Below are 24,557 nucleotides of genomic sequence, written 5' to 3'. Positions count from 1 at the left end.
TGGATGACGCGGTGTCTAGAGATGGAACCCGTGCCCAACGTTGACGCGGGTGCCGTGGTGATGCGGTTGAATCGGAACCATCCAGGGTGTTGGGGCGACGATGACGCGCCGGGGCATCGGTGAAACCATGGGGCCGTACAGCGGGGAATAGCTGCGGTAGTGCCTTCGGTAGTGGGGGCGGTAGCTGTTTTCGATGGCCCTTCTGTAGCCATGCATGTAGCCCCTGTTGTAGGCCTTCTTTTTTTTGTTTTTGCGGGGGTGGTGGTGATGGTGGTGATGAGCACTATGGGCTTCCACCGCAGGGCTCAGGCCGACACCAGTGATGACCACCACGAACGCAGCGATGCCAAGACGTTGAACAAGCGATATGGGGCGTCGATGGACTGATGAGAACGTATTCCGGCTCTGCCTGCTGAACGTGACAGCACCTCGGCCAGATGTGACTGGATGCGTCTTGAGGTCGTGATTCCCTATTCGGTGTCTGTGCGTTGTTCGAGCACGAAACGCAGGGCCCAGAGTCCGGCGTAGGAGCCCGTCAGCACGAGGAGGATCAGGATCAGCACGACACATCCTCAACGTGGTGGTTTGTTGTAGCTGAGCCGTGTTGGTTCTGTGGTCAGATCTTCCAGTAGCCGTACCAATCGGGATGGGCTGGATTGTCGTCAACTTGGCCAATCGCGATCAGTTTCAAGTGCCACTGGCCATTGCCGTGAATCGGCAGCAGATCATCGAGCGCGCTGTCCATTTCGACAGGGTGAAGATCGTCCTTGTGCACCTGCTCCTGTCCTTTCAGCCAACGCTGCCGTGCCCGCGCCTTGGCGGAGGCTGAAGAACGGGCCACGATCACCCCGAAGGCATGCTGTTCTGCCATCGAGGTGGGGTCATAGGCGCCAAGGTTGACGAACCACAGCTGCGGACCGTCAACACTGGATGGATCCTGCGCTTGCTCAACAACCTCAACGCGATAGCCATCGACATGGTCGATGCAGCGGTAGCTGTCGATGTGCAAGCCGCGGCGGAGGCCGATCCATTCCTGCCGCAGCGCCGGCAGCGTTGCGTCGATGGTCTCGCCCACGACCCAGCGAACATCGTGCTGCTCCACATGGCAGCCCTTGCAACGGCCCCCCAGCACCACCAGGAACAGCTTCTTGGCGCTGCTCATCGCTGGGCCGGTGATGACGCGTTGGCATGGGCGACGACGGCACGGCAGTGGGCGATGAACTCCTCGCCGTTCCTCTCCCCTTTGGCTTTCTTGGTCTGCAGGCTGAGAATCTCAAAGGTTGCGGTGGTGCTACTGCTCACCGGGGAGACGGTCGGACTGCGGCTTCCATCATGAAGGCGATTGTCCAGCGGCAGTCCGTCGTAGGGATCGGTGCCGTCACAACGCTGAAAGGCTGCATGGATGGCATCGATGGCCTCCCTCACCTGATACGTCGCCCCTCGCTTCCTGGCGCGCTTGGTGATCGTCACCGCCGTGCGGTTCAGCAGCCGCTTGTAGCTGTCGGGGTCGATGTCCAGCCAGCTGGGGGGCGTGACCGACAACGGATTGCGTTCCATGCACCCCTTTGGTGGCTCCAGGTGTTCAGACTTTTTCGAGCCAGGCCAAGAACAACCGGCGGATTTCCTCTTCGTTGGTCACCCGTTCGCTCAGGGATGCCGTGACTGCGCCGGGGTGCTCGCGCTGCACGATTTGCTCAGCCTCGCAGGCATCCGCCGCTTCGACAGGCTTGAAGCCAGCGTCAACGGCCGCTGGAGCGCAATAGAAGACGGGGTAACGGCTCATCGGGTTGCTGCAACCTCCAACCGATAGCAACGATTCTGCGATCGAGGGAATGGCTGTGGGGAGCTTGCACCCACATCTGTTGAGTTCAGGCATCTTTCTTAAGTCCTGAGCCTCAACAGGTGCTGATCCATACCTTTGGTGGTTCTTGCTGAGGAACCGTGGCTTTTGATTCTGGAGATAAAACAGATCGCTTCATTGCCGCAGCCAAGACACGGGCGGAAGCTGCATTGAACGAGCCGGCACCAAAACTGACGGCCTTGGGAATGTTGGAGTCGCTGCGACGAGGTGGAAGGCCCGTGCGTCATGGCTGAGCTCAGCGCATAAGCAGCCAAACGGCCAAAGCACCGCAACCAAACCCCTTGATGAACTGGGCCCAGGTGAGGCCGTAGGTATCGAGGGAAAGCGTTCTCATCATCAGATTCAGAACCTCTTTGTGTTTCCGAATCAACGGAGAGCTGTTGGCCGTGTTCAGTTGCGGTATCTGTTTGAGCTTGATCTCCCCGAGCTTGGCCAACGTTGTTCATACCTTCCGCTGTTGAACCTTAAGGGCACTGCAGTGGACAGTGATCTCAACTTTCTTTGCGGATGGCCTCGTTCTTCATCGGCGCCCATCCTGTTGTTGAGCCGTTCCTGCAGAGAGGATGGGGTCCAGCTGTTTTGAACGGCCCTTGTCTTCCGCCTTAGCTCTGCCGCCTCTGCGCCTGGCCGTTGTGGGTCACGTCGAATGGGTGGAATTTCTGGCGGTGGATCAGTTGCCCCGTCCCGGAGCTATTGGTCATGCCTTGCGGACGCTGCAGGAGCCTGCTGGTGGTGGAGCCGTCGTTGCGGTGCAGATGGCACGGTTGCAGCAGCAACCCGTCCAGTTCTTTACGGCTCTAGGTCGCGATTCGGTTGGAGAAGCCTGCGTCAAGCGACTCGAGGATCTGGGCCTCGAGGTTCATGTCGCCTGGAGGGAGACGCCAACCCGTCGGGGCGTGAGCATGGTTGATGGTGAGGGGGATCGGGCGATCACGGTGATCGGCGAGCGGCTGACCCCATCCCTGGATGATGATCTGCCCTGGGAGGCCCTCGGCGAATGCAACGGCCTGTTCGTCACGGCAGCTGATGCTCCTCTGTTGAAAGCCTGCCGTTCTGCTGCAGTTTTGGCGGCGACCCCGCGCGTTCGTTTGCCCGTGCTTCAGCAGGCCGGGGTGCCCCTCGATGCCTTGATTGGCAGTGGCCTTGATCCGGGTGAACGGGTGGAGTCGGGGCAGTTGAACCCAGCTCCCCACACAATGATTCGCACGGAAGGTGCTGCAGGTGGTTTGAGTCTTCCGGGCGGTCGCTACGACCCTTCGCCCCTTCCTGGGCCCTTGGTCGAGAGTTATGGCTGTGGTGACAGCTTTGCGGCGGGAGTGGTCACAGGTCTTGCGGCGCGCTGGCCTTTGGCGAAGGCCATCGCGTTGGGTGCCCAGTGTGGTGCCGCCTGTGCGACGCGATTTGGACCCTATGGCTAGGTGCCCGCCACGCGCGATGGCTCGCGATATCGACAAAAATGCACTGAAACACCAGTTGTTATGGCGCCCACCAAAAGAGAGATCATTGCCGCATCGGCAGGCTGGGTTGCCGTCACGTTGAACGTGGTTCCGGGCTTGGGTGCCGGGTACCTCTACCAGCGCCGCTGGAAGGCGTACTGGATCACGTCTGCTTTGGCGACGACCTGGTTTGTCCTGGGTGGAGTGCTGGGACAGGGGGCTGAGGCTGCCGAAGAAATCCAAAACCAATGGATTGGCTTGCTTGGGCTCGTTGCTCTCGCGGCTGGAACAGCAGTTGAAGCCGGGCTCGCAGCGAAGCTATCTCGTCAACAGAACTGAGGCGGGTTGAGGCCAGAACACTCAGCGCCCGGGTTTATGGCCCCAGCGTCACCCGCTCTTGGTGGGGCTTGGGGTGATCGCTACCTCTCGCGCCTGATCGCCTCGTCCTTCATCCGTTGAACTCGCTCCAAAACGGATTCATTGCTCATCCTGTTGTTCAGCCGTTCCACCAACAGTGGAAAGGCCAATGGGCTGGGCCGCGGAGTTTCAACATGCAGCCATTCCTGGCTTGCAGCGCGCTCCAAGGCCGCCTCCAGGCGTGAGATCTCCAACTGGTCATCGAGCACCTCCTGCTGCGCCTGCAGCAGCAAGCGATTGTTGGGCTCATGGCGGTTGAACACATCGAACAGCAGCGATGCACTGATCTGAAGCTGACCGGTGCTTTTGCTCGATCCAGGGAAGCCTCGGTTCATCAGGCCTGCGATCTGGGCGATGGCGCGGAAGCGTCGCCGTTGCAGCTCGGAAAGATTCAGTGCGTTCTTCAGATCCCGCTCCAGCTTTTGGCGATCGAGCAGCAGATCGATGTGGTCTTCCAGCAACTCCGCCATGGGGTAGCTCTTCGGCGCCAACAGCTCAAAGCCGTAGTCGTTCACCGACACCGTGATCGTGCCCCGCTCCAGACGGGTGAGCCGCGACGCCCAGAGGAAGCCGATGCCCTCATGCACGAACCGCCCTTCAAAGGGGTAGGCATACAGATGTGTGCCTTCCCGGGTGCGACAGGTCTCAATCAGCAGCTGTCCCACCGTCGGCAACACCGAGATGTCCTGTTGCCGATCAAACAGGGGCTTCAGAGCCTGCAGTTCAGCGTTGTCGAGATCACCACGGCTGGCGCGGTCCACCTCAAGACGCAGGTGATGAGTCAGCAGATCGGAGAGGGCCATCTGCCCCCCAGCCCAGGCAGGCACGGTGCGCGTTTTCTTGGTGCTCACCTTCACGTAAGCGGTCATGTCGCGCAGCCGCACGAATTCCAGCTGGCGGCCGGAGAAGAAGAACACATCCTTCGGCTTCAGCTGGCTGATGAAGGTCTCCTCCACATGGCCGAGCACAGCACCACGAACAAAGCGCACGGTGATCGCCGGTGCGGCCGTGATCGTTCCAACGTTGAGACGGTGCAGCCGGGCGATGGCCTTTTCGCGAACCCGGTAGCGCTGGCTTGTCTCCTCCCACTCGAGCTTGCGGTAGCGGGGGTAGGCCCCGAGGCACTCTCCGCCCTGCTCCAGAAACAGCATGCACCAGTCCCAATCCTCCTGGCTCAGCTCGGCGTAGGCCGCACAGCTGCGCACGGCCTGCAAGGTCTGCTCTGGATGGAAGCCAGGGCCGCAGGCCAACCCCGTGAGGTGCTGTAGCAGCACATCCAGAGGGGCTTTCGGCGGCTTGCGTTGTTCCACCAGCCCCTCCGCCAGTCCCCGACGCACAGCACTGAGCTCGAGCAGTTCAAGCGCATTGGTGGGCATGAACAGCACCTGGGATGTTCCGCCGGGCAAGTGCGCTGACCGCCCCGCCCGCTGCAGCAGCCGCGCCAGATTTTTCGGACTGCCGATCTGCACCACCTGTTCCACGGGTTGGAAGTCCACCCCGAGGTCCAGGGAGCTGGTGCAGACCACCCAGCGAATGCCGCCGGCCTTCATGGAGGCTTCGATCGCTTCCCGCTCGCTGCGATCAATAGCGCTGTGGTGCAGGGCCAATCCCTCTTCCATTTCCGGGCAGGCGAAGCGCAGACACTGGTGCCACCGCTCCGACTGATTGCGGGTGTTGGTGAACAGCAAGGTGCTGGTCCCGGGATTGAGGCGGGCCACCAGCTCCTCGTACATCCGCAACCCGAGGTGTCCGGCCCAGGGGAAGCCATCGATCGTCTCCGGAAGGATGCTCTGAATCTCCGTGCTGCGGGCAGGAGCGCCCCCGATTAGCTGTGGCTCCCTTGCCGTTCCCAGGGCATGGCGCGCTGCCTGCTCGAGGTTCCCGATGGTGGCACTGATGGCCCAGGTCTGGAGCTGGGGGCGCAGCTGACGCAACCAGCTCAGGCACAGCTCCGTCTGGCTGCCCCGTTTGCTGCCCATCAACTCGTGCCATTCATCGAGGATCACCGTCTCGAGTTGGCCAAACAGCTCTTCGGCCTTGGCGTTGCTCAGCAGCAGGGCGAGGGACTCCGGAGTCGTGACCAGAATCTGTGGTGGTGCCTTGAGCTGTTTGGTGCGTTCGCTGCTGCTGCTGTCGCCATTGCGGATGCCCACCCGAATCGGCCAGTTCATCGCCTCGATCGGTTCGCGGATCGCCAGCGACAAGTCGCGGCTGAGGGCCCGCAAGGGCGTGATGTAGAGCAGTCGTATTCCCTTCAACGGCTGCTCTTCCGCCAACATCCGCGCGATCGGTCCCATCACGGCGGCGAAGGTTTTGCCGGACCCTGTGGGCACTTGGATCAAGCCATTCCGCCCCGCCAGATAGGCGCTCCAGGTCTCCTGCTGAAACGGCAGCGGTGTCCAGTTCCTTTGCACGAACCAGTCATGAATCGGCTCCAAGCGCGGGTCGTCGGTTGATGGTTTGGCCTTGGCCTTCGCTTTTGACGTCTTTTCTGAAGCTGCCATCAGCGGTTCTCGATCAATGCCATCGCGGTCTGGAGTGAATCCGCTTCATCGGCGGGTTTGTCGCGTCGCCAGCGCAGGATCCGCGGGAAACGCACGGCGATGCCGGATTTATGGCGTTTTGAGGGGTGGATGCCTTCAAAGCCGATTTCAAACACCAGCTCGGTTTTCAGGGACCGTGCCGGCCCGAAACGCTGCAGGGTGTTGCGTCGGATCCAGCGGTCCAGCTCGAGGATTTCGGCATCATTGAGGCCGGAATAGGCCTTGGCGAAGGTCACCAACTGCGGCTCTTCAGCGTTGGTCCAGAGGCCGAAGGTGTAGTCGGTGAAGAGGTTGGCGCGACGCCCACTGCCGGCCTGGGCATAGAGGAGCACCGCATCGAGGGTCATCGGCTCCAGCTTGTGTTTCCACCAGTTGCCCCGTTTGCGGCCGCTCAGGTAGGGCGATTCCGCCTGTTTGAGCATTAACCCTTCGGCGTTGTGCTGACGGGCCTGGTTGCGCTGTGTCTCCAGGTCCTCCCAGGAGTCGATCGACCAGGACGGGCTCTGCTTCAGCCGCCACGACTCTGGATGCTCGATGCTGCCCAGCAGCGCAGCCAGCTGCTGCTGGCGCTGCCGTAATCCCTGCTGGCGAATGTCCACGCCTTGATGTTCCAGCAGGTCGTAGGCGATGAACCGCATCGGGCAATCCCGTTTCAACGTTGCTCCAACGCTTTTGCGGCCCAGCCGTCGTTGCAGCTGATCAAAGCCAAGCGGCGCGGCGGCGTCCTGTTGCCAGCAGATCAGCTCGCCGTCCAGAACGCTTCCGGATGGCAAGGCCTTGGCCACCTCCACAAGCTCAGGGAAGCTCTCGTTGACCAGCTCTTCTCCACGGCTCCAGAGGTAGACGCCGGAGCCGCGATGAATCAGCTGACCGCGGATTCCATCCCATTTCCATTCCAGTTGCCAATCCCTCGCCGATGTCTCCAGCAGTCGGTCGGGTTCCAGGGGACTGGCGAGATAGAAGGGGTAGGGGGTGCCGCTGGAACGGTGTTCATCCGCCGTCGCGCAGGCGGTGAGTTGCCTGAAGCGCTCTGCGGAGGGCTCAAAGCCGCCCATCAGCCGTTGCACCACAAGGCTTTCTTCGAGATCAAACGCTTCGGCGATGGCCCGGCTGATCAGTCCTGTCGACACGCCGACACGGAATCCCCCCGTGAGCAACTTGTTGACGATGAAGTGCTGGTCGAGCGCGGTTCGATGCCAGAGCCAGATCACGGCATTGGCCTGATCGTCGTCGCTTCTGGTGCTGATGGCCGGCAGCAGGGTGTCCATCCACCAGCTCAGGGGCATGTCTCCATCAGCGCTGGGCAGATCCGGATCGCTTGCTTCGACGCGCTCTTGCACGGCGGGCCAGAGCAGGCTGATGGTTTCAGCTGAGTCGCCCACCTGGCCGTAGCAGTCGTCGATCAGCCAATCCGGAAGACCACCGCGGTCCCGCAGGATGTCGCGGAGTCGGCGACCGGTGATCAGGCGCCTGCGGCGCTTGCCCAGCAGCAGCGTCAACGCCCAGGCCGCCTCCCCTGCTTCGACCCCCTGAAAGTGATCCACCAGCGCTTGCACCTTGGCCTTGGTGCCCGTGACCTGATCCAACTGATTGAACAGGTTCTGAAAGGCACGCATGCGCGCTGGAACGGGATGGATGGAAAGCCCCGCCATCCTGACAAGACATTTTGTGAGCAGTGCTGGAAATCCGGCGGAGACCTGTGTTGATCTGAGCCACAGATTCCTGAATCAGCCGGATGGCACTCCTCTGGGACAACCTCGCGCAACAACTCAGCAGCGTGCGCGCTACCGCCTCAGCCACGGCCGTCGTCACCCCCGTGGCTGGCTCCGGCACATCGGATGATCCATCCGACCGTCGTCGTCGTCTTCAGAAGGCGCTCGAGGCCGTGAAAGACAGCGGCAACGCCATGATGATCGAATCGCTCACAGCCGCGATCGAAGGTCGCGAAGCAAACCTCAACCTCCCCGAGCTGCCGGACGGCATCGCCAAGTTCTAGTCCGACTCCCCATCGAACAGGGTGTCCAGCGGCTCCGCATCCACACCCTCCACCTCCCGCAGGTAACGGGCCAGAACGTCACTCTGTCCATGGGTGACGTACACCTTGCGGGCGCCGCTGTCGCGAACGGTCTGGATCAGTCCAGGCCAGTCGGCATGATCACTGAGCACGAATCCCCGCTCGTAGCCCCGCCGTCGACGGGCTCCGCGCACGGCCATCCAGCCGGAGGCAAAGGCTGTTTGGGGTGACTTGAAGCGGCGCATCCAGCTGGAGCGATGGGCCGACGGTGGCGCCAGGATCAACCGCCCTTCGAGCGGATCCTTGCGGGGCAGTTCGCTGACGGGACGACTGGGGGTCATCGGAACCCCTGCCTCGCGGTAGCAGCGGGTCACAGTTTCAACGGCGCCGTGCAGCAGCACCTCCTCCTCCACGCCGATGGCCTTCAGTTCAGCCAGCAAGCGTTGGGCTTTGCCGAAGGCGTAGCAGAACAGCAGGGATGGTCTGCTGCGATCACGGCTCCACCAGGCATGGATCTCCTTGGCTACCTGTTCACCGCTTTGCCAGCGATAGATCGGCATTCCGAAGGTGGCTTCGGTGATCAACACATCGCAGCGCACCGGTTCAAAGGGGTCGCAGCTGGGGTCGTCATCCCGTTTGTAATCACCACTGACCACCCACACCTGACCCTCTGATTCCAGACGGATCTGCGCCGAACCGAGCACGTGTCCGGCGCTGTGAAATGACACCTTGCATTGCCCCAACCAGTGTTCTTCGCCGTAGGCCACTGGGTGAAGGGTGATGTCCTGGCCGAGCCTCTGGCGCAGAACCCCTTCACTGGAGGCCACAGCCCAGTACTCCCCGCATCCGGGGCGGGCGTGGTCGGCATGGGCGTGGGTGATCAGGGCCCGGGGAACCGGACGCCATGGGTCGACCCAGGCCTTCGCGGCACGGCAATACAACCCCTCCGGTGTGCGTTCGATCAAGCTCCGCCACCGATCGCTACAGACAGTCTGAAAGGCCCATGCCTTGAGCGCGTTCGACCCGCTTGCCATGAAGCTGCTCGCTGCCGCTCTGTTTGTTTCAGCCCTGGCTGTGCCCAGTTCCGCTTTGGCTTAGAAAAAGATTCCCAAGGCCCAAGGCCACAACCAATGCCCCCTGGGTTACGTCAACACCCTGGGCACCACCTGTGTGTCTCCGATCTACTACGAGATGAAGCCCACCAACGGTGAAGCCTGCCCCTCCGGTTGGATGAATGTTGGCGCTGGCTATTGCCATAAGAAGTAATCAATTCAGTGGCTGAGGCCTCAGCCCACTCCAGCGCTCCAGGGTGTTGATCGATTGAACACCCTGGAGCCGCGTTGATCCGGGCCGTGTCCAGGTGGGGATGGACCGAATGTTTTCATCCCTGCACTGTCTGAGCTGGTCGGGGTACTTGTCGGGCAGACCGCATTCCACGTAGTTCAGGTTGGCTCCGGCCTGTTTGCCGAAGAGCTTCATCTGTTCTTTGCAGGCGGGGCACCAATGGGCTCCAAAAAACCTGGCGCCCACCGTGTTGAGTTGCTCGGTCAGCTTGATCGTTTGTGCTGTGGACTCCGTTGCGGGCTCAGGAATCGGTTGGTCCCACGGTTGTGCAGCCGCTGCGGTGCACAACGTCCCTGCCATCGCTGCCATCAAGGTCAGAACCCTGATGCCCTGGGGCTGGATGACGGGGGCCATGAATCGCAGGGGTTGGATTGTCGAAAATTTATTCGCGTACCGCGTCGTTCTTTGATCTGTTGGCGCGTCACCGGCTCATTTCGAGCATGCGCTGCATGGGTTTCATGGCCTTCAGACGCATCGATTCATCCATCTCGATCGCAGGCGTGAGGGTCTCCAGGCATGCCTTCAGTTTTTCAAGGGTGTTGAGCCGCATGTAGGGGCAGGCATTGCAGCTACATCCATCGATCCCTGGCACGTCGAGCAGGGTTTTTTCAGGAACCCGTTGCTGCATCTGATGGAGGATCCCCGGTTCCGTCAGAACGATGAAGCTGTTGCAGGAGCTTTGTTCGGCGTAATTCAACAGCTTGCTGGTGGATCCAATGAAATCCGCCAGGTCCAGCAGATTCTGCTGGCATTCGGGGTGGGCGATCACTTCAGCCCCGGGGTGCTCGTGCTTGAGGGCCAGCACAGCTTCTTCGCTGAAGGTCTCATGAACGATGCAGCGTCCCGGCCAGAGGGTCAGCTCGCGACCGCTCTGTTGCTGAACCCAGCGCCCCAGGTTCTGATCGGGGGCGAACAGCACGGGCTGATCGGCAGGCAGCTGATTCACCAGATCAACGGCATTGCTGCTGGTGCAGATCAGATCGCTTTGCGCCTTCACTGCGGCCGTGCAGTTGATGTAGCTCACCACGAAATGGTCGGGGTGTTCTGCACGAAAGCGGGCGAACTCATCGGCGGGGCAGTCGTCCGCCAGGGAGCATCCGGCCTCGAGATCCGGCAGCACCACCGTCTTTTCCGGGCTGAGAATCTTGGCGGTCTCCGCCATGAAGTGCACGCCGCAGAACACGATCACGTCTGCATCGGTGCTGGCGGCCTTGCGCGAAAGCTCCAGGGAGTCACCAACGAAATCGGCGATGTCCTGAATCTCCGGCTCCTGGTAGTAGTGCGCCAGGATCACGGCATTGCGGTCCTGGCGAAGCCGGTTGATCGCCGCAACAAGGGCGGTGTCAGCGCTCATCAGGACCGGTTCGGGGCAGGATGGCCACAGCCTAGGCATTCGCTCTGAAGCACCTGCGACTTGCCATTGCCGGTGATCTGCACGGCGCCTGGGGCGACGCGGATGAGCAGCTGCTGCAGCGGCTCAAGCCCGACGCTGTTCTTTTCGTTGGTGATCTTGCTGATGGGGATCTGCGCCTGACGCGCCGGATCACGCGGCTTCCCTTCCCCGTGGCCGTGATCCTCGGGAACCACGACCGCGGGCGTGATCGCAGTGGCGGCATCCTCGAGCAACAACGCGCTGTGCTCGGCGATCTCCATTGCGCCTGGCGCTCAATCCAATGGCCGGAGCTCCCGTTGACGGTTGTCGGTGCGCGTCCCTGCAGTGCTGGTGGTGGTTTTCACCTGTCGAAAGCGGTGGAGGCGGTGTATGGACCGGTGTCGCTTGAGGCTTCAGCCGAGCGGATCGTGCAGGCCGCAGCTGATGTACCCACTGATCAGCCCCTGATCGTCATGGCCCACTGCGGTCCCTCAGGCTTGGGATCCGAGGCCGCCAGTCCCTGCGGACGCGACTGGAAGACGCCGGCGGTGGACTGGGGGGATCAGGATCTGGCCCTTGCCCTGGACCGCATGGCCAAAGACCGACCTGCCAATCTGGTGATTTTTGGGCACATGCACCATGCCCTCAAGCGGGGCTCTGGTTTCCGCCAGACCCTGTTGCGTCATCGCCATGGAACCGCGCTGATCAATGCCGCCTGTGTGCCCCGTTCAGGTGTGGATGGGCAAGGTCGAACGCTGCTGCATTTCTCCTGGGCTGAATTCCAGGGGGCCCGCCTCACGCAGCTAGCCCATCGCTGGTACACCCCCGATGCTGAGTTGATCCATCAGGAGCAGTTGCCGATCGATGCTCCGTTGCCTTGCTGATTTATTTCTGCAGCAGCAGCCATGGCTTCGGCCATGCGGCTCGCGATGCTGCGGTGCTCCAGCAACTGCGCCGTCTGCGTCCTGAATGGACCTTGGTGATGAGCTCGGGTCTGCCCTCCCCCGTACTCAACCTGCTGTTGGGGGATGCAGCGATTGAGCAGCGGTCCTGTCAATGGGATGTGGGCATGGTGCAGGCCGACGCGCTCGGTGTGGATTGCGCCACCACCCTCAGGGCCCTGGATGAGCTGGAGCAACGGCTGCCGGCCCTGATCGAGGCTGAGGCTCTCTGGCTTGCGTCGCAGGGGCAGCCGGTGTTGATCATCGGGGACATTCCCCCGGCCGCAGCCGCCCTGGCCCAGCGCCTCGATGCACCTCTGGTATGGATGGGCAATTTCGGATGGGATGACATCTATAGCCCCTTGGGCTCTGCCTTCCAACGCTGGGCCGATGCTGCTGCTGAGGCCTACCGCTGCGGTGATCTGTTGCTGCGCTGCCCGTTTGACCTCGCCATGCACTGGGGGTTGCCTGAACAGAGGCTCGGTTTGGTTTGCGCCAGCCCGCGGCCCATTCCGGCGGATCTTGAGGCTTGCCTTGATGCCCAGGATGCTCCCCTGGTGTTGGTGGGGTTTGGAGGCCTGGGCTTGTCCCTTTCGCGGGATCTGTTTCAGCTCTGGCCCAACCACCATTTCCTGCTTCCGGCGTCAGCAGATGCCTCGCAAGCGCCTGAGTTGGCGGCGCTCCCCAACCTCACGTTTCTGCCGGATGGGCTGCGCCCCGTCGATGTGCTCGGCCGTTGCTCCCGTTTTCTGGGCAAGCCGGGTTTCAGCAGCTTCTGCGAGGCGATGGCCCAAGGGGTTGGGATGCACGTCGTGGAGCGCAGCGGATTTGCCGAAGCTTCGGCGCTGATGGATGGTTTGCGTCGCCACGGCCAGCACCGTTGCCTCAGCCGTCAGGAGCTGGACACCGGCGCATGGCAGCTGGACCAGCCGTTGTTGGCGCCAAGCGAAGCCCCTCTTTCTGCATCAGGGGCTGAAGAAGCCGCTCTGGCACTGGTGGGTTGGGTTGCAAGTCGTTTTTAATTTTTGGTCTTTTTCATCACCTTTTTTGGGCTGATTTGCCTGCCTGATAGTGGTCTGGCCGATTATTTGACTGGCATATATACCTATTGATTTGAGTCTTTAATTCGAGAAAGTCACGCGTGTGGAAATTTTTTCCGCTCGAGCATTTCATCCGCTTCTGATCTGCTCATCGTCCTCTTTCGAGGGCATGCTCCTTGAACGCTCTTTATGGCTATCTCTGCATTCATCGGTCGTCAGACGCTTCATGCGGCCGTGATCGTCGGAGTTCTGCCTGCCCTCAGTTCCCTTCTTCCTGCCCAGGCGAGCCTGCTCCCCCCCGCCTCTCGGGCGCAGCTGATCCATACCTCTGACTTCCAGCCCACCCGGGCCATTCCCTACGTGATCACGCCCGAACGTCGGGCGATGCTCAACACGATTCGTTTTGCGGAAGGCACCTGGAAAGGTGGTCTGGATGTGGGCTATCGGGTGATGTTCGGCGGTGGCTTGATGCCTTCGCTCGACCGGCATCCCAACCGGGTGATCTACAGCTCCCGCTACGCCAGTGCAGCTGCGGGGGCTTACCAGTTCATGCCCTTCACCTGGAATCTGGTTCAGCGCAGCATCGGCGTGCGCGGTTTCGGCCCTGAGGCTCAGGACCAGGGCGCGTTGTTTCTGATTCAGCGGCGCAAAGCCCTGGGTCTGACCGACACCGGTGTTCTCAGCCCGCTGCTCGCCGCCATGCTGGCTCCGGAATGGGCGTCGTTTCCCACCCTCGCCGGTCGCAGCTACTACGGCCAACCCGTCAAGAAATACGCACGTCTGCGTTCCTTCTATGACGTGAACCTTGCAGAGTTGCGTCGTCTGCGTGATGTCAAGCGCCAGGCGCTCGTCACTCCCCCCCCGGCCCTTTGCACCGGGTCGCGCATTGAATGCGCCACCCGGCTCTGATGGCATTCACGTTTGTCGACGTTCCTCAGCCTTCGGCGTCGTTCTGAAGCTTTCGACCAACCGTGGCCTGGGCGATCAGATACGCGGCGATGCCTCCCGCCAGGAAGCCGACTCCATTACGCAGCAGGGGCATCACTTCAGACGTGCGTGTGATTACAGGGGCAACGCCGAAGACGCCGAACAGCATCACCCACAGCGGTGAGAGCAGCAGCAACCAGGCCCAGGCGATGGTTTCGCCCTCCTTGCGGGGATAGGCCGCAAAGCCAGCAATCAAGCCTCCAAAGATTGAGGTGGTCAGCGTCCAAAGCCACTGTTCCTGGGGAAGGCCAGGAACCACCTGACAGCCACCACGGTCCAGACAGATTTCCACCGCATTGAGGGCATCCAGCACGGCTCCGTCTTCGCCGTGATCCTTCACGTAGTACTGGTTGCCGTAGCGGGTCTGCAGCTCCACCCAGTAAGTGCGCGGCATCATCGCGAAGTAGGCATCGCCAACGTTGAAGTTCAGCAGGTTCCCGCCGCGGGGGTCGGCCACCAGCAGCAGGCTGCTTTCATCCAGCCCCCAGAACTCGCGAATGGCCAGACCTGGTGTGCGTTCGTACTGGGTCAACACCCGCATCTTCCAGCCTGTGCGTTCCTCCACATCCGCCAGGGATGCTTCGAGCTGGGCTCGCTGGGTGTCACTGAACACCTTGGCGAGGTCGATCACCGGGGTGGGGTGATCCGGCAGCAGCTCCGGGTTGTCGTAGGCCTCAGCCGGGGTCACCAGAACACCCAGGCTGACCAGAGCCACCACGACGAGGCTCCACAGATGTCGGATGTGATGTGTTCCCATGGAACTGCTGCAGCGACCGGCATTCTCTCCAATGGAACCGATGGCTGCGTCCTGTCCCGACTGGTTGACAACGCATCTGCATCAGGCGGGGGGTGCCGTTCCGTTTTCGCGGTTCATGGATCTGGCTCTGAATGAGCCGGAGCACGGGTATTACGGCTCAGGCCGCGCACGCATCGGAGCCCAGGGTGATTTCGTCACCTCCCCCTCGCTGGGCAGTGATTTCGCAGCCCTTCTGACTCCTCAGATCCTGGCCTGGCTGACGTCGATCTCCCGAAGTGATCCGGGTCAACGTCTGTCGATCGTGGAAATCGGCCCTGGCGAGGGCCATTTGGCCCGGGATCTCGTTGCTGCGTTGCGTGGTGCTGATCCAGAGCTGTTGGCTCGGATTGAATTGGTGTTGGTGGAGGCCAATCCCGGCATGCGGCGGCGGCAACAGGCTCTGCTGCAGGAGGCGGATGATTTGCCGCTGCGCTGGTGTTCCCTGGACTCGTTGGGCAGCGCTCCAGTTCATGGGGTGGTGATCGCCCATGAGTTGCTGGATGCCCTCCCGGTGGAGCGCTTGATCTGGCGGCAGGGATCCCTCCAGCAGCAGTGGGTGGAGCTCAACCAAAACGGTGAGCTGCAAACGACGCATCGGCCTCTCCCCGATGGTTTGCACCAGGAGATAAGGCGTGTGTGCAGCCAAGGCGGCATTCAGTTGCCGCCCCCCGATGCCGAAGAGGGGTGGACCACGGAGTGGAACAGTGCACTGCCCGACTGGTTCGCTGCTGCTGCGGCCGCCGTGGATGCGGGCGTGCTGCTGGTGATTGATTACGCCCTGGAGGCCCAGCGTTATTTCACAGCCCTGCGCTCCGATGGCACCTTGATGGCTGTCTGTGCTCAGCAGGCGTGCCTGTCGCCCTTGGATCAGCCCGGCGAGCAGGACCTCACGGCTCATCTCTGTATTGAGCTTGTGGATGAGGCGGCTCAGCGCAACGGTTGGATGGTGGGTGATCAGGCGAAGCAGGGCGAGGCCCTGCTGGCCTTGGGGCTTGCAGAGCGTCTGCATGGGCTGCAGCAGCTACCGGGCCAACAGCTGGCAGAAGCCCTGCAACGGCGTGAAGCCCTGCTTCGCCTGGTGGACCCCGCGGGGCTCGGTGCGTTCCGCTGGCTCACCTACCGGCGCGGGTTGCCGGAAGACGGCTTCAGCCTTTCAGGCGCTCAAGGCAGCTGAGGATCTCGTCACGACTGACGTCATCGCGAATCTCAACGGTTCCGATGCTGGTGGGCATCACGAAGCGCAGGCGACCGTCGCGCACCTTTTTGTCCCCCTGCAAGCTGTCCAGAACCGCATCAGCGGCGAGATCGGGCCAGGCGGTGGGGAGTCCAGCGCTGTCGATCAGTCGGCGTTGGCGCTCAGCGTCGTCGCGACTCCAGCTGCCCCGCAGCACGGCGAGTTCACCCACGGCCACCATGCCAATGGCAACCGCCTCGCCATGCAGCCAGGTGCCATAGCCGCAGAGGGTCTCCACCACATGGCCGAAGGTATGGCCGTAGTTGAGGATCGCTCGCAAGCCTCCTTCCTTTTCATCGGCGGCCACCACCCGGGCCTTGGCCGCGGCCGATCGCTGCAGGATCGAGCTCAGGCGTTTCGATCCAAGCCCAGCGGGCGTGCTCGGGTCGGGGCAGGCCTCCAGTTCCTCGAACAGCGCCGTGTCACCGAGGATTCCGTATTTGATCACCTCAGCCATGCCGGCCCGGAACTCTCGTTCGGGCAGGCTGTTCAGGGTGGAGGGATCGATCAACACCAGCCGCGGCTGGTGAAAGGCGCCGATCAGGTTTTTGCCGCGGGGATGGTTGACCCCGGTCTTGCCACCGATCGACGCGTCCACCATGGCCAGCAGGGTTGTGGGCACCTGCACCACCTGGATGCCCCTCAGCCATGTGGCTGCCGCAAAGCCGGTCATGTCCCCCACAACGCCGCCGCCGAGGGCCACCATCAAGGAGCTGCGCTCGAGCTTGGCGTTGTAAGCCGCATCGTGGATCTCCGCCACCGTGGCGGGTGTCTTCTGGGTTTCGCCGGCGTCAATCACCAACAGCTCCACGTTGAAACCTGCCGCTCTGAGACTGTTCAGGCAGGCATCGCCGTAGGGGCCGGCGACATCCGGATTGCTGACCACCAGCACACGCCGACCCGCCTGCACTCCAGCGTCCAGCATCTGCTGACCAAGTCTGGCCAGGCCGCCGTCTCCAATCACCACGTCGTAGGGGTTGCGCTCCAGCGCAACGCGGATGTGATGCAACGGGGTGATTGTGGTCATGAAACCGTTGGAACCCACCTACTCTCGCAACAGTGTCGCTGGTCCTGTGCGCGAAAGATCAGTGCGCAACTCCCTTTCGGCCTGGGCGTTCCTGTTGCCGGCTGTGGTGCTGATCAGTTTGTCGGTGCTGGTGCCGGCCCTGATGGCTCTGGTGATGAGTTTCACCGCCACGGGGCTGGACGTCAGTGAACCCCTGCGTTTTGTCGGTTTGGCCAACCTGGAGCGCCTGCTGTCGGATCCGATGGCGCGTCAGGTGCTGGTCACCACCTTCCTTTATCTGGTTGGCGTGGTGCCTCCCATCGTTCTGGGGGCGCTGGCGCTGGCGGTGCTGGTCAACCAGGGGCTGCCCGGTCGGTCTTTTTTGCGGGGCGCTTTTTACACGCCGGTGCTGGTGTCGATCGTTGTTGCAGCCATCGCCTTTCGCTGGCTCTATGCCGAGAACGGACTGATCAATGGATGGTTGAGTGCCCTGCTCGGTGATGCCTTCAGCCCGATTGGTTTCCTCACCACACCGCAGCTGGCCCTGCCCGCCGTGATGTTGGTGACCCTCTGGAAGGGACTTGGTTATTACATGGTGATTTTTCTGGCGGGTTTGCAGGGCATTCCCCAGGAGCTCTACGAGGCAGCGGAGCTGGATGGCAGTGAGGGCTGGAGAAAGCATCTCGACATCACCCTGCCCTTGATGAGTCCCTACGTGACCCTCGTCGCTGTGGTGTCGTCGATCGCGGCCACGAAGGTGTTCGAGGAAGTGTTCCTGATGACCCAGGGAGGTCCTGCGGATGCCACGCGAACCATCGTTTATTACATGTACGACCAGGCCTTTGCCGAATTGGAGATCAGCTACGCCTGCACCCTGGGCCTGGCGCTGTTCCTGTTGGTGTTCCTGTTCACCATGATCCGGTTGGCCTTTGCCGGCGATCGCCCCCTGATCTGACGCTGTCAGCGACCCTGCAAAGTGGCAAGCTGCGGACATCAGCTCGGACACGATGATCGGCGTTGTGGGAGGTGGTCAGCTGGCACGGATGCTTGTGCAGGCCGCCGCGCAACGCGATGTTCCCATCGCTGTTCAAACGTCCGATGCAGCTGATCCCGCGGCTGGTTTGGCCTCGCGCCTCGTGGCAGCGGATCCCCGGGATGTGGCAGGAACCCGGGAGCTGGTGGTGGGTTGTGACGGCATCACCTTCGAGAACGAGTGGGTCAATATCGATGCCCTTCTGCCGCTGGAGCAGCAGGGGGTTCGTTTCCAGCCATCGCTGGCTGCGCTTTCGCCCCTGGTCGACAAGTTGTCCCAGCGCCAGCTGCTCGACGACCTGGCGATCCCGAGCCCGCCCTGGTGTCCGCTGAGTTTGATTTCACCGGCCCAGCCCGCGCTTCCTCAGGGCTGGACCTTCCCTGTCATGGCCAAGGCCTCCCGTGGTGGTTACGACGGCAAGGGCACGGTGGTGTTGCGCGATATCGATGGCCTGGCGCAGTTGTTGCGGGCGGTTCCTGCCGACGACTGGCTGTTGGAATCCTGGGTGGACTACGAGCTGGAGTTGGCTCTCGTGGTCAGCCGCGATCAGCGCGGCCGCATTCGCCATTTTCCGCTGGTGCAAACCCACCAACATCAACAAGTCTGTGACTGGGTTCTGGCCCCTGCTCCCGTGGATCCTTCGGTGGCTGCGCTGGCTTACAACGTGGCGGCCTCTCTGATGACGAAGCTCGGCTATGTGGGGGTGCTGGCTCTGGAGTTTTTCTATGGGCCCGCTGGCCTGCAGGTGAATGAAATTGCTCCACGCACCCACAATTCCGGGCATTTCTCGATCGAGGCCTGCACCAGCAGTCAGTTCGATCAGCAGCTCTGCATCGCGGCTGGTCTTCCCGTGCCTGATCCCGAGCTCAAAAGCCGTGGTGCCTTGATGGTCAACCTGCTTGGCCTCGACCCTGAGCGTCATCCTCCTTTGGATCAGCGGCTTGAGGCCCTGGAGGCCGTGCCGGGGCTTCACCTGCACTGGTACGGCAAGTCACCGGAAACACCGGGCCGCAAGTTGGGGCACGTGACGCTGCTGCTTGAGGGTGACACGCTCCTCAAGCGGCGCGATGAGGCTGAGTCAGCACTTGCCGCCATTCGCCGGATCTGGCCCCTCGAGAGCGAGAGTCAGGACTAGGGTTGGTAGCGAACTGCTGTGTTGGTGACGGCCTTTTTCTAGTGCTCTGATCTGACTCTCTTTCGACTTGGGGAGACTGTCGTGACGGTGACGTAGACCGGCCATGCAGCCGGAAACGAAACCCCACTTTGTCGCCCCTTCTGGTTCTTCCAGGTCGACCACTGGGGCTCGCACGGCATGGCGGTTCACCCCCTTCGCTTGATGAATGTGGTGGGTGCCTTGGACTTCGCCAAGCCATCACACAATCAATAGCTCCAAGTTTCTGCGTCAATATTCAAAAAGTTTGTTTTTTGGGCCTGGTTTACCGGATGACCTTTTACCTTCTCTCTAGGTTCTGCTTCAAAAGGTTTCAGTTTTATTAGTGGGGCAGGCCCCTAATCAGCCAAGACTCGACCACAAAAAACAGAAGAAAGAATGAGCCGATGCCGATTACCAGTAGTTTTCCATTCATGCTGAAATTTTGCTTTTATTGCACTCTAGATACGTTCGTCTGGGTTGGAGTGGAGATTTTTGGTGGAGCTAGTTTTCGGAGTGGTTGAACTCCTGTAGCGCGTACTGGGCGAGGCATTTGTTTTTATCGGTGTCGGTCAGCGAGATGGTGGTCACGCTCTGATGCCAGTTTCGACGGTTGATCAATTCGTTGAATTCGGTCAAAGCGTCTTCGAGGTCGTCGAAACTGCCCATGCTCTCCATCGTTTGTTGCCCTTGTTTGACGGCAATTTCGAGGGGCATGGATCGATCGCTGCATCCTTTAAGGCTACCCCTGTGCTGTTGTGTAGTCGATGATGCTTACGGCAGTGTGAACAAAGCTTGTCAGCGCTTTTCCTGTCCTTAGCGTTTGTTTGGTTGCAGTGCTGAGATGCGTGATCCACGCCTGGACGAATTGATCCAAATGGAAACCTGGGATTGGTGGAAAGCTCAGGTCTTTTATTTGCGCGAAAAGAAAGATTATGCTGATGCGGAAGCGCTGTTCATGGAATTCAAGATTCCTGCATCTGACTCCAAGGATTGATGCCGTTGGTTGATGTCGCTTGTTGATGCAACTTCTTGATGTCAATGTGCATGGATTGAGGGAACCCATTTCGTTCTCCCATTGAGTTGGTTGGCTGTCGGTGTTGTTGAGAATCACTTTTCCGCATCGCTTCACTGTTCATCCTTCCGTGCTGGTTTCTTTCTTCGCATCTGTTTTCGGCCTGGTGGCAAGCGCACTGCTTGTGGGTTGTTTCGGCAACCCCGCCGCTGACGCTGTCACCTTTTTGCCGGATGACGCTGAAGTCGCATGCCGGGCCATCCTTCCCCAATGTTTCCGCCGATCCGATTGGGCTGAACTCTGTGCCCGAGATCCCAGCGTTGCCGATGGTCATCCTGAGGCCTGTCGTGCTGCCGGGTTCGAGTCAGGCCAACCCCTTCAGGGGCGGTGATGCAGGACGGCCTGTTCCAGGTCTGGCCGACTCATCGACGTCACCACAAAGACTTCCTGGGCGGATGTCCCCTTGCGAGCCACCAGCTTGTATCCCCCTGTGATCGGGGTGGACACCCTCAGCTGCAGTTCAGGACTGCGGCCACGCACCCGGCTGATCACGGCAGGGGTGATCGTTTGGATCTCCGTCTCGTGGGATAGGGCCTTCAGCCATGGGATCAAGCCGTCCACATAGGTGCTGTGGGTAATGACGACCCGGCCCAAAGCTGAACGAAAACCCGAGAACTGGTGAAAGTTAGCCACTTTGGCTATGCCAGAGAGAGCGCTCCGGGGCTGTGATGCTGAAATCAGTAGACGCTCTCCGCCACGTGATCAGCGGACCGCTGCAGGACGCCTGCGGCCCCCAGGCCCGCATGCTCACCGCTGAGGTGCACGGAACGGAGGTTCGGGGCTTGGCCTTGTGCCCTGGCCGTGTGGTGCGTTTCGTGATGGACGAGCAGCGGCAGCGTTTGCAGGTGGCTGATCTGCTGCGCCTCACCAAAGCCAGCCGTAAGCCGGCGGCCTGACTCAGCAGCGTTCCAGAGGGGCCATCGTTAAGCCCTCGGCCTGAAGCTGCTGGTGGTACAGCTCGGCCTGCTCCAGGGGGCCGCACCAAACTTCAGCCGCACCCTGCCCATCAATCCTGTTGGCGAGGTTCCAGGCCTTGTCCTCACTCATGCCGGGAATGATCTTGCGCAGGCAATCCACCACGTGCTGGAACGTGTTCACATCGTCGTCCAGAACGATCACGCGAGCCTGGGGGTAGCGCTGTGTTGTTCCCTGACGCTCCAGCACTGCTGATGAACCTGGGCTGGAGCTGGTCATGACAGATGCCTTCGGGCGGACGAAAAGGTGTCGAACCCTAGGTAGGATCCCGACAGTCAAGTGGTCAAGCGCATGTTGTTCACTCTGGGTTGGGCGTCCTTGGCCGCCATGTTCAGTTTCTCCATCGCCATGGTCGTCTGGGGACGCAATGGTGACGGCACCCTGAACTTCTGATCGAATCTGTGCTTCAAGACGCACCCCTTCTCAGCCAGACCCTGGCGGTCACGGCAGCTGTGCTTCTTGTCTTCGTCAGCGTTGCTGTGATCTATCTCTCAACGATCGAATGGAGAGACCGTCGACGCCGTCAAGGTTCAACCAAGTCATCCTCCTGATTCCGTCCGTCCGACGTCAACTTGGACTTCACCCCTGCACAGCCCTTCTCCTGGGGTTGTGCTTTTTTTTACCCGCCCTGCTGCTGGGCACCTCCAGCCTGAAGACGCCTTCCCTGAATCGCCGTGGAACAGCAGAGCTGTTTGAGATCAGTCGGCGGGCACGGTTGGTTCAGAGTTTTGAGGTGGACCCCGCAGCACCGGTGCCGAAGCTCTGGCAGCAGCGGCTTGGTGCTTCGAAAGCTCCTGATCGCTGGGCCCGTCATGGTCGCGGCACCTGGTGGCTGATCTGGCTGGACGACGGTGAACCCCTTCTGGCTCTTCCGTCCGCACCGCATTCGTCTGCTCTGGATCTGCTGTTCGCTGATGAACTGCACCGCAGTAGTTTTGATCAACTTCCGTCGCTGAAGCGACGGGAGCCCTCGGCTCTGGAACAGCGCTGCTGACGGCTGCTGACCAGCGGATCGGCCGTTCAGTGGCAACCCTCAGGCTTGGCTTCGATCAGCGGTTCCCTTTTTCCCGCCTTGGCGAGCGTGTCGCATGGCTGTCTGCGTGTTGCGCTCCGCGGCGAACGTCTGATGGCTGAAGGGCCTGTGGCCTCCAGCCCTTTCGCGGCCCTGCAGGTTCACCACCCGGAACGCCAAGCCAATTTCGTTCGCTTCGATCCGCCGTCGGCTTACCTGGAGCTCAACAGCGTTTCCCTGCAGCCGCTGCTGGGATCCTTGTTAAACAATTCACTGTTCGCCCAACAACTCGACAGCCGCTACGGATTGCCGAAGCAGTTGCGCGACGTTCTGCTCAAGGCACCTGTCCTTGTGCGGTTGGATGCGCTGGAGGGTGTTCGTTTCCAGGCTGCGAATCAAGCCAGGTTGATGCTGGCTGCTGGTGAAATCGACATGACCAAGCGAAGTCTTGATGCCGTTGCCACCGCCTTGTTGAAGCGCGGGTTTCAACGGGTTGAACGTCCCCTGTTGTCTCCCGATGGTCTGCCCTCAAACCATGGGGACGTTGTTTGGTTGAATCCCCAGGGTCATCCGCAAGGTGGTTGGTCACTGGGTCCTGCACTCCGAGGTCAGGTGGAGTTGCTGCTGGCCCTGGGGGATGCCCCGAACCTCCGCAGCAATCCGCTGAAACGGATGGGCCAACAGCAGCTTCGCCTTCGTGCACGACCGGATCAATTGGCTCGGTTGGGGTGGCACGGACCGGGCTGGCCGCGGGTGGTTGGCAAGGCACCTCAACTGGAGCTTGAGATGACGGCACTGCCGAAGCAGCAACAGCCCGGATGGCTTCGGCTTCAGCTGGACTTGCGTTGAGCCTGCTCTTCCAAGCGACGTTCCTTCTTGCGCTTCTCGGCAGCGATGGTCTCTTCCACCAGTTCAACGGCCTGATCCATCCGTTCACTGTTGGAGCCAAACAGCGTTAGATCCTTCTCAACGCGATCGGTGGGCAAACCGAGTCCCTCAGCAAGTTCCTTGCTCTGTTTGACGATGGCCTCGGTGTCCGTACCGGTGGCATCCGCTGTCGCCGCCTTGAGCAGGCTCATCAGTCCAACGGCCATCAAACGGGAGTAGTGGCTGCCCTCGTTGAGGCTGTGGGATGACAGCAAGCTTTTGAGGCTTTCGAGATCCTTCCCTTTGGCCTGGTCCACCAGAGAGGCGTTGGTTTTGCGCAGCTTCGCTGCGTCGAAGCCATTGCTGCTGCACAGGGCACTGAACAGTGCCTCGGTTTGCGCTTCAGGCCGATAGCCCTTGGTGAAGGTGTCGAACACTGTGCAGAGCCCAACGCTGAACAGCCCGTTGGCTTCAAAACGACTTTGATGGCTCAGCAGATGCAGCTCCACCAGCAGCTCATCAGCAAGGCGGCGGTACAGCGGCGCAATGACGTGGGGAAAGGCCTGATGAAACGCGCGTTTGCTGTCGGCGATGGTCTGACTTGCGGCCAACGTGCAGTCCAGGAATGAATGGCCGGAACCTTAGCGCCGCAGACATCGCCGTTAGGATTGCTCGACCCTGCTGATGCTCAGATGATCCCCATTGTGATTGAGGAGTCCGGCCGGGGAGAAAGGGCCTTTGACATTTATTCCCGGCTTCTGCGCGAGCGAATCATCTTCCTTGGTGAGGCTGTCACCAGTGACTCCGCCAACCGGATCGTGGCCCAGATGTTGTTCCTCGAAGCTGAGGATCCCGAGAAAGATATCTACCTCTACATCAACTCTCCCGGCGGTTCGGTTTACGACGGCCTCGGCATCTTCGACACGATGCAGCACATCAAACCGGATGTGCACACTGTGTGTGTCGGCCTCGCTGCAAGCATGGGAGCTTTCCTGCTCTGTGCCGGCACCAAGGGCAAGCGGAGCAGCCTGCAGCACTCCCGGATCATGATTCACCAGCCGTTGGGTGGTGCCCAGGGCCAAGCCAGCGACATCCGCATTCAGGCGGACGAAATCCTTTTCCTCAAGGATCGCCTCAACAAGGAACTGTCCGATCGCACCGGCCAACCCCTTGATCGGATCCAGCAGGACACCGACCGTGACTTTTTCATGTCACCCACCGAAGCGGTGAACTACGGCTTGATTGATTCGGTGATCGACAAGCGTCCCGTTCAGGCTGTTGCTTGAAGAAGGGAAGTTCTAAAAACAACCGTCCCAGCAAGATCTGTCCGGTCTGCGAGCGCCCCTTTGAGTGGCGCAAAGCCTGGAGAAATTGCTGGGATGAAGTTGTGTACTGCTCCGAACGTTGTCGACGACGCAAGAACAAATCCAATCCATAAAAAAGCCCCCGTCTGA

Annotated in this window: 34 protein-coding genes and 1 other RNA gene; 19 read left to right on the top strand and 16 right to left on the bottom strand. The window is 61.0% G+C overall.

Translation table 11 applies throughout. From position 1 onward, the window contains the following. Positions 1-15: 15 nt before the first annotated feature. Positions 16-216 (bottom strand): hypothetical protein, encoded by a 201-nt coding sequence (locus DXY33_RS12045; protein ID WP_136975451.1) that lies wholly within the window; start codon positions 214-216, stop codon positions 16-18. Between DXY33_RS12045 and DXY33_RS12425 the strand changes: the two genes are divergently transcribed. Continuing rightward, on the top strand, positions 211-387 hold the full coding sequence (locus DXY33_RS12425) for a hypothetical protein (protein WP_170951014.1): 177 nt from the start codon (positions 211-213) through the stop codon (positions 385-387). The genes DXY33_RS12045 and DXY33_RS12425 overlap by 6 nt on opposite strands. A gap of 229 nt (positions 388-616) precedes the next feature. Here DXY33_RS12425 and DXY33_RS09850 read toward each other — a convergent pair whose 3' ends face one another. The 4 genes from DXY33_RS09850 to DXY33_RS09835 form a co-directional block, all read right to left on the bottom strand. Next, a complete protein-coding gene (locus tag DXY33_RS09850; RefSeq protein WP_115132710.1) occupies positions 617-1,162 on the bottom strand; it encodes a DUF1543 domain-containing protein in 546 nt (181 codons plus the stop codon). Continuing rightward, complete coding sequence (locus tag DXY33_RS09845; RefSeq protein ID WP_115132709.1) at positions 1,159-1,557, bottom strand: hypothetical protein; 399 nt, start codon at positions 1,555-1,557, stop codon at positions 1,159-1,161. Before DXY33_RS09845 ends, DXY33_RS09850 begins: the two co-directional genes overlap by 4 nt. 25 nt (positions 1,558-1,582) lie before the next feature. Next, positions 1,583-1,783 carry a hypothetical protein gene (locus DXY33_RS09840; protein WP_244275995.1) on the bottom strand — a complete coding sequence of 67 codons (201 nt, stop codon included), beginning with the start codon at positions 1,781-1,783 and terminating at the stop codon, positions 1,583-1,585. Between the two features lie 313 nt (positions 1,784-2,096). Next, positions 2,097-2,297 carry a hypothetical protein gene (locus tag DXY33_RS09835; RefSeq protein WP_115132708.1) on the bottom strand — a complete coding sequence of 67 codons (201 nt, stop codon included), beginning with the start codon at positions 2,295-2,297 and terminating at the stop codon, positions 2,097-2,099. Between the two features lie 127 nt (positions 2,298-2,424). On the opposite strand from DXY33_RS09835, the gene DXY33_RS09830 reads away from it, so the two are divergent. Together DXY33_RS09830 and DXY33_RS09825 are read left to right on the top strand one after the other, a co-directional pair. Beyond that, complete coding sequence (locus DXY33_RS09830; RefSeq protein WP_115132707.1) at positions 2,425-3,279, top strand: PfkB family carbohydrate kinase; 855 nt, start codon at positions 2,425-2,427, stop codon at positions 3,277-3,279. 60 nt (positions 3,280-3,339) lie between these two features. Continuing rightward, positions 3,340-3,636, top strand: coding sequence for a hypothetical protein (locus DXY33_RS09825; protein ID WP_115132706.1), 297 nt, complete (start codon positions 3,340-3,342; stop codon positions 3,634-3,636). An 80-nt stretch (positions 3,637-3,716) separates the two neighbouring features. Here the strand turns inward: DXY33_RS09825 and DXY33_RS09820 are convergent, their stop codons facing one another. Beyond that, positions 3,717-6,218: a ligase-associated DNA damage response DEXH box helicase gene (locus tag DXY33_RS09820; RefSeq protein ID WP_115132705.1), complete on the bottom strand. Its 2,502-nt coding sequence runs from the start codon at positions 6,216-6,218 to the stop codon at positions 3,717-3,719. After that, positions 6,218-7,873 (bottom strand): ATP-dependent DNA ligase, encoded by a 1,656-nt coding sequence (locus DXY33_RS09815; RefSeq protein ID WP_115132704.1) that lies wholly within the window; start codon positions 7,871-7,873, stop codon positions 6,218-6,220. The genes DXY33_RS09820 and DXY33_RS09815 overlap by 1 nt, the downstream gene beginning before the upstream one ends. Positions 7,874-7,992: 119 nt before the next feature. On the opposite strand from DXY33_RS09815, the gene DXY33_RS09810 reads away from it, so the two are divergent. Further along, positions 7,993-8,253, top strand: coding sequence for a hypothetical protein (locus DXY33_RS09810; protein WP_114989278.1), 261 nt, complete (start codon positions 7,993-7,995; stop codon positions 8,251-8,253). Here DXY33_RS09810 and DXY33_RS09805 read toward each other — a convergent pair. The 3 genes from DXY33_RS09805 to nadA form a co-directional block, all read right to left on the bottom strand. Next, positions 8,250-9,236 carry a ligase-associated DNA damage response exonuclease gene (locus tag DXY33_RS09805; protein ID WP_115132703.1) on the bottom strand — a complete coding sequence of 329 codons (987 nt, stop codon included), beginning with the start codon at positions 9,234-9,236 and terminating at the stop codon, positions 8,250-8,252. The genes DXY33_RS09810 and DXY33_RS09805 overlap by 4 nt on opposite strands. Positions 9,237-9,537: 301 nt before the next feature. Continuing rightward, the gene (locus DXY33_RS09795) at positions 9,538-9,969 is read right to left on the bottom strand and encodes a hypothetical protein (protein ID WP_115132702.1); all 432 of its coding nucleotides are present in this window, start codon (positions 9,967-9,969) and stop codon (positions 9,538-9,540) included. 67 nt (positions 9,970-10,036) lie between these two features. Next, positions 10,037-10,969 carry a quinolinate synthase NadA gene (gene nadA / locus DXY33_RS09790; protein ID WP_115132701.1) on the bottom strand — a complete coding sequence of 311 codons (933 nt, stop codon included), beginning with the start codon at positions 10,967-10,969 and terminating at the stop codon, positions 10,037-10,039. A 53-nt stretch (positions 10,970-11,022) separates the two neighbouring features. Between nadA and DXY33_RS09785 the strand changes: the two genes are divergently transcribed. The 3 genes from DXY33_RS09785 to DXY33_RS09775 all read left to right on the top strand — a co-directional run bounded on the left by DXY33_RS09785 (position 11,023) and on the right by DXY33_RS09775 (position 13,877). Next, positions 11,023-11,871, top strand: coding sequence for a TIGR04168 family protein (locus tag DXY33_RS09785; protein WP_170951034.1), 849 nt, complete (start codon positions 11,023-11,025; stop codon positions 11,869-11,871). Continuing rightward, on the top strand, positions 11,865-12,950 hold the full coding sequence (locus DXY33_RS09780) for a hypothetical protein (protein ID WP_115132699.1): 1,086 nt from the start codon (positions 11,865-11,867) through the stop codon (positions 12,948-12,950). Before DXY33_RS09785 ends, DXY33_RS09780 begins: the two co-directional genes overlap by 7 nt. A 207-nt stretch (positions 12,951-13,157) precedes the next feature. Continuing rightward, positions 13,158-13,877, top strand: a complete 720-nt coding sequence (locus tag DXY33_RS09775; protein ID WP_115132698.1) for a glycoside hydrolase family 104 protein — start codon at positions 13,158-13,160, stop codon at positions 13,875-13,877. A 25-nt stretch (positions 13,878-13,902) separates the two neighbouring features. Here DXY33_RS09775 and DXY33_RS09770 read toward each other — a convergent pair whose 3' ends face one another. Then, complete coding sequence (locus DXY33_RS09770) at positions 13,903-14,712, bottom strand: TPM domain-containing protein (protein WP_115132697.1); 810 nt, start codon at positions 14,710-14,712, stop codon at positions 13,903-13,905. 40 nt (positions 14,713-14,752) lie between these two features. On the opposite strand from DXY33_RS09770, the gene DXY33_RS09765 reads away from it, so the two are divergent. Continuing rightward, a complete protein-coding gene (locus tag DXY33_RS09765; RefSeq protein WP_244275993.1) occupies positions 14,753-15,925 on the top strand; it encodes a class I SAM-dependent methyltransferase in 1,173 nt (390 codons plus the stop codon). On the opposite strand, the gene aroB is transcribed toward DXY33_RS09765, so the two are convergent. Then, complete coding sequence (gene aroB / locus DXY33_RS09760; protein ID WP_115132695.1) at positions 15,897-17,012, bottom strand: 3-dehydroquinate synthase; 1,116 nt, start codon at positions 17,010-17,012, stop codon at positions 15,897-15,899. The two genes, DXY33_RS09765 and aroB, sit on opposite strands and share 29 nt — an antisense overlap. 61 nt (positions 17,013-17,073) lie before the next feature. Here aroB and DXY33_RS09755 point away from each other — a divergent pair, with 61 nt between their 5' ends. From DXY33_RS09755 to ssrS, 3 genes are all read left to right on the top strand, one after another. Further along, positions 17,074-17,946, top strand: coding sequence for a carbohydrate ABC transporter permease (locus DXY33_RS09755; protein WP_170951013.1), 873 nt, complete (start codon positions 17,074-17,076; stop codon positions 17,944-17,946). 52 nt (positions 17,947-17,998) lie between these two features. Further along, positions 17,999-19,159 (top strand): 5-(carboxyamino)imidazole ribonucleotide synthase, encoded by a 1,161-nt coding sequence (locus DXY33_RS09750; RefSeq protein WP_115132693.1) that lies wholly within the window; start codon positions 17,999-18,001, stop codon positions 19,157-19,159. 7 nt (positions 19,160-19,166) lie between these two features. Next, a non-coding RNA gene (gene ssrS / locus DXY33_RS09745) (6S RNA) lies at positions 19,167-19,350 on the top strand. Between the two features lie 328 nt (positions 19,351-19,678). Here the strand turns inward: ssrS and DXY33_RS09740 are convergent. Continuing rightward, positions 19,679-19,891 carry a hypothetical protein gene (locus tag DXY33_RS09740; protein WP_115132692.1) on the bottom strand — a complete coding sequence of 71 codons (213 nt, stop codon included), beginning with the start codon at positions 19,889-19,891 and terminating at the stop codon, positions 19,679-19,681. A gap of 127 nt (positions 19,892-20,018) precedes the next feature. Here DXY33_RS09740 and DXY33_RS12420 point away from each other — a divergent pair, with 127 nt between their 5' ends. After that, positions 20,019-20,171, top strand: a complete 153-nt coding sequence (locus DXY33_RS12420) for a hypothetical protein (RefSeq protein WP_170951012.1) — start codon at positions 20,019-20,021, stop codon at positions 20,169-20,171. Positions 20,172-20,355: 184 nt separating this feature from the next. Then, positions 20,356-20,580, top strand: a complete 225-nt coding sequence (locus DXY33_RS09735; protein WP_136975450.1) for a hypothetical protein — start codon at positions 20,356-20,358, stop codon at positions 20,578-20,580. Here DXY33_RS09735 and DXY33_RS09730 read toward each other — a convergent pair. Beyond that, positions 20,568-20,843 (bottom strand): DUF2103 domain-containing protein, encoded by a 276-nt coding sequence (locus DXY33_RS09730; RefSeq protein WP_006851066.1) that lies wholly within the window; start codon positions 20,841-20,843, stop codon positions 20,568-20,570. The two genes, DXY33_RS09735 and DXY33_RS09730, sit on opposite strands and share 13 nt — an antisense overlap. 74 nt (positions 20,844-20,917) lie before the next feature. On the opposite strand from DXY33_RS09730, the gene DXY33_RS09725 reads away from it, so the two are divergent. After that, positions 20,918-21,145, top strand: a complete 228-nt coding sequence (locus tag DXY33_RS09725) for a hypothetical protein (RefSeq protein ID WP_115132690.1) — start codon at positions 20,918-20,920, stop codon at positions 21,143-21,145. A 1-nt stretch (position 21,146) separates the two neighbouring features. Here DXY33_RS09725 and clpS read toward each other — a convergent pair whose 3' ends face one another. Then, positions 21,147-21,443 carry an ATP-dependent Clp protease adapter ClpS gene (gene clpS, locus DXY33_RS09720; RefSeq protein WP_115132689.1) on the bottom strand — a complete coding sequence of 99 codons (297 nt, stop codon included), beginning with the start codon at positions 21,441-21,443 and terminating at the stop codon, positions 21,147-21,149. A gap of 72 nt (positions 21,444-21,515) precedes the next feature. On the opposite strand from clpS, the gene petN reads away from it, so the two are divergent. From petN to DXY33_RS09705, 3 genes are all read left to right on the top strand, one after another. Then, positions 21,516-21,617: a cytochrome b6-f complex subunit PetN gene (petN, locus tag DXY33_RS09715; RefSeq protein WP_011364412.1), complete on the top strand. Its 102-nt coding sequence runs from the start codon at positions 21,516-21,518 to the stop codon at positions 21,615-21,617. Positions 21,618-21,831: 214 nt separating this feature from the next. Then, on the top strand, positions 21,832-22,218 hold the full coding sequence (locus DXY33_RS09710; RefSeq protein ID WP_115132688.1) for a hypothetical protein: 387 nt from the start codon (positions 21,832-21,834) through the stop codon (positions 22,216-22,218). Positions 22,219-22,350: 132 nt separating this feature from the next. Next, complete coding sequence (locus DXY33_RS09705; RefSeq protein WP_170951011.1) at positions 22,351-23,085, top strand: hypothetical protein; 735 nt, start codon at positions 22,351-22,353, stop codon at positions 23,083-23,085. On the opposite strand, the gene psb29 is transcribed toward DXY33_RS09705, so the two are convergent. Next, positions 23,067-23,714 carry a photosystem II biogenesis protein Psp29 gene (psb29, locus tag DXY33_RS09700; protein ID WP_115132686.1) on the bottom strand — a complete coding sequence of 216 codons (648 nt, stop codon included), beginning with the start codon at positions 23,712-23,714 and terminating at the stop codon, positions 23,067-23,069. The genes DXY33_RS09705 and psb29 overlap by 19 nt on opposite strands. 81 nt (positions 23,715-23,795) lie before the next feature. Here psb29 and clpP point away from each other — a divergent pair, with 81 nt between their 5' ends. Further along, the gene (clpP, locus tag DXY33_RS09695) at positions 23,796-24,389 is read left to right on the top strand and encodes an ATP-dependent Clp endopeptidase proteolytic subunit ClpP (RefSeq protein WP_114989260.1); all 594 of its coding nucleotides are present in this window, start codon (positions 23,796-23,798) and stop codon (positions 24,387-24,389) included. Continuing rightward, positions 24,386-24,541 carry a DUF2256 domain-containing protein gene (locus tag DXY33_RS09690; protein ID WP_114989259.1) on the top strand — a complete coding sequence of 52 codons (156 nt, stop codon included), beginning with the start codon at positions 24,386-24,388 and terminating at the stop codon, positions 24,539-24,541. Before clpP ends, DXY33_RS09690 begins: the two co-directional genes overlap by 4 nt. Positions 24,542-24,557: the final 16 nt, after the last annotated feature.

The organism is Synechococcus sp. N26, assembly GCF_900473975.1.
Taxonomy (GTDB): Bacteria; Cyanobacteriota; Cyanobacteriia; order PCC-6307; family Cyanobiaceae; genus Parasynechococcus.
The sequence above is the reverse complement of the archived record's forward strand: the minus strand, read 5'-3'. Positions and strand labels throughout refer to the sequence as shown.